Genomic DNA, 2,986 nt, shown 5'->3' with positions numbered 1-2,986 from the left:
CATATTATATGGTTAAGTCCTCGATCTATTAGTATTCGTCAGCTCCACATGTCACCATGCTTCCACCTCGAACCTATCAACCTGATCATCTTTCAGGGATCTTACTAGCTTACGCTATGGGAAATCTCATCTTGAGGGGGGCTTCATGCTTAGATGCTTTCAGCACTTATCCCTTCCGCACATAGCTACCCAGCTATGCCCTTGGCAGAACAACTGGTACACCAGCGGTGCGTCCATCCCGGTCCTCTCGTACTAAGGACAGCTCCTCTCAAATTTCCTACGCCCACGACGGATAGGGACCGAACTGTCTCACGACGTTCTGAACCCAGCTCGCGTACCGCTTTAATGGGCGAACAGCCCAACCCTTGGGACCGACTACAGCCCCAGGATGCGATGAGCCGACATCGAGGTGCCAAACCTCCCCGTCGATGTGGACTCTTGGGGGAGATAAGCCTGTTATCCCCGGGGTAGCTTTTATCCGTTGAGCGATGGCCCTTCCATGCGGAACCACCGGATCACTAAGCCCGACTTTCGTCCCTGCTCGACTTGTAGGTCTCGCAGTCAAGCTCCCTTATGCCTTTGCACTCTACGAATGATTTCCAACCATTCTGAGGGAACCTTTGGGCGCCTCCGTTACACTTTAGGAGGCGACCGCCCCAGTCAAACTGCCCACCTGACACTGTCTCCCGGGTCGATAAGACCCGTAGGTTAGAATTTCAATACAGTCAGGGCGGTATCCCACCAGCGCCTCCACCGAAGCTAGCGCTCCGGTTTCAATGGCTCCCGCCTATCCTGTACAAACTGTACCAAAATTCAATATCAGGCTACAGTAAAGCTCCACGGGGTCTTTCCGTCCTGTCGCGGGTAACCTGCATCTTCACAGGTACTATAATTTCACCGAGTCTCTGGTTGAGACAGTGCCCAAATCGTTACACCTTTCGTGCGGGTCGGAACTTACCCGACAAGGAATTTCGCTACCTTAGGACCGTTATAGTTACGGCCGCCGTTTACTGGGGCTTCAGTTCAGAGCTTCGCTTACGCTAACCCCTCTCCTTAACCTTCCAGCACCGGGCAGGTGTCACCCCCTATACTTCGCCTTACGGCTTCGCAGAGAGCTGTGTTTTTGCTAAACAGTCGCTTGGGCCTATTCACTGCGGCTTTCCGTTAAGAAAGCACCCCTTCTCCCGAAGTTACGGGGTCATTTTGCCGAGTTCCTTAACCAGAGTTCTCTCGCACACCTTAGGATTCTCTCCTCGCCTACCTGTGTCGGTTTGCGGTACAGGCACCTTTTATCTCGCTAGAAGCTTTTCTTGGCAGCGGGGAATCAAAGACTTCGCTCCATAAGGAGCTTCCCCATCACAGCTCAGCCTTCACGATAAGCGGATTTGCCTACTTATCAGCCTAACTGCTTGGACGTGCACAACCAATCGCACGCTTCTTCTATCCTTCTGCGTCCCTCCATTGCTCAAACGATAAAGAGGTGGTACAGGAATATCAACCTGTTGTCCATCGCCTACGCCTGTCGGCCTCGGCTTAGGTCCTGACTAACCCTGAGCGGACGAGCCTTCCTCAGGAAACCTTAGGCATTCGGTGGACGGGATTCTCACCCGTCTTTCGCTACTCATACCGGCATTCTCACTTCTAAGCACTCCACCAGTCCTTACGGTCTGACTTCACTGTCCTTAGAACGCTCCCCTACCACTGATACCATTGGTATCAATCCGCAGCTTCGGTGGTGTATTTAGCCCCGGTACATTTTCGGCGCAGAGTCACTCGACTAGTGAGCTATTACGCACTCTTTAAATGGTGGCTGCTTCTAAGCCAACATCCTAGTTGTCTAAGCAACTCCACATCCTTTTCCACTTAATACACACTTTGGGACCTTAGCTGGCGGTCTGGGCTGTTTCCCTTTTGACTACGGATCTTATCACTCGCAGTCTGACTCCTAAGGATAAGTCATTGGCATTCGGAGTTTGACTGAATTCGGTAATCCGATGAGGACCCCTAGTCCAATCAGTGCTCTACCTCCAAGACTCTTACACTTAAGGCTAGCCCTAAAGCTATTTCGGGGAGAACCAGCTATCTCCAGGTTCGATTGGAATTTCTCCGCTACCCACACCTCATCCCCGCACTTTTCAACGTGCGTGGGTTCGGGCCTCCATTCAGTGTTACCTGAACTTCACCCTGGACATGGGTAGATCACCTGGTTTCGGGTCTACGACCACGTACTAAACGCCCTATTCAGACTCGCTTTCGCTGCGGCTCCGCCTCTTCAGCTTAACCTCGCACGGGATCGTAACTCGCCGGTTCATTCTACAAAAGGCACGCCATCACCCGTTAACGGGCTCTGACTATTTGTAGGCACACGGTTTCAGGATCTCTTTCACTCCCCTTCCGGGGTGCTTTTCACCTTTCCCTCACGGTACTGGTTCACTATCGATCACTAGGGAGTATTTAGCCTTGGGAGATGGTCCTCCCAGATTCCGACGGAATTTCACGTGTTCCGCCGTACTCAGGATACATTCAAGAGAGAACGAAGTTTCGACTACGGGGTTGTTACCCTCTACGACGGACCTTTCCAGGTCGCTTCGTCTACCTCGTTCCTTTGTAACTCCGTATAGAATGTCCTACAACCCCAAGAGGCAAGCCTCTTGGTTTGGGCTATGTTCCGTTTCGCTCGCCGCTACTCAGGAAATCGCATTTGCTTTCTCTTCCTCCAGGTACTTAGATGTTTCAGTTCCCTGGGTCTGTCTTCCTTACCCTATGTATTCAGATAAGGATACCATACCATTACGTATGGTGGGTTTCCCCATTCGGAAATCTTCGGATCAAAGCTTACTTACAGCTCCCCGAAGCATATCGGCGTTAGTCCCGTCCTTCATCGACTCCTAGTGTCAAGGCATCCACCGTGCGCCCTTTCTAACTTAACCAAACTAAAAATTAAAAAATATGAGCTACACTGTTATCTAGTTTTCAAAGAACATAC

The 2,986-nt window shown here is 51.2% G+C and carries 1 rRNA gene; it reads right to left on the bottom strand.

From position 1 onward, the window contains the following. Window positions 1–8: 8 nt before the first annotated feature. A 23S ribosomal RNA gene (locus tag D1166_RS30780) occupies window positions 9–2,930 on the bottom strand. Window positions 2,931–2,986: the final 56 nt, after the last annotated feature.

Source organism: Bacillus sp. ISO11 (assembly GCF_003458115.1).
Taxonomy (GTDB): domain Bacteria; phylum Bacillota; class Bacilli; order Bacillales; family Bacillaceae_G; genus Bacillus_A; species Bacillus_A cereus.
This window is presented reverse-complemented; position numbering and strand designations above follow the sequence as displayed.